Raw genomic sequence first — 288 nt, 5'->3', positions numbered from 1 at the left:
CGACCGCGGCCGCGTAGCCGGCGTCGCTCTGGGTGAAGGCGGTTTCGTACATGTAATGCAGGGTGACGCGGCTGGTGTTGTAGGGCCCGCCGCTGGTGAGGATGTAGGTCTGGCCGAAGACCTTCAGCGAGGCGATCAGCTGGATCAGCAGCGCGGTGCCGAGCCCCGGCTTCAAGGCCGGCCAGGTGATCGCGCGGAACAGGGTGAAGCCGCGCGCGCCGTCGAGCGCCGCCGCCTCATACAGCTCGGCCGGGATATTGCGCAGGCCGGCCAGCAGCATCAGCATGT

Annotated in this window: 1 protein-coding gene; it reads right to left on the bottom strand. The window is 68.4% G+C overall.

Going from position 1 to position 288, the window contains the following annotated elements:
• A partial coding sequence (locus KVT32_RS29780; protein ID WP_217619394.1) for a carbohydrate ABC transporter permease occupies window positions 1–288 on the bottom strand: 288 nt, incomplete at both ends.

Source organism: Achromobacter sp. GbtcB20 (genome assembly GCF_019091095.1).
Classification (GTDB): Bacteria; Pseudomonadota; Gammaproteobacteria; order Burkholderiales; family Burkholderiaceae_B; genus Achromobacter; species Achromobacter mucicolens.
Note: the sequence above shows the minus strand (reverse complement) of the source record. Positions and strands in the feature narration are given on the sequence as shown.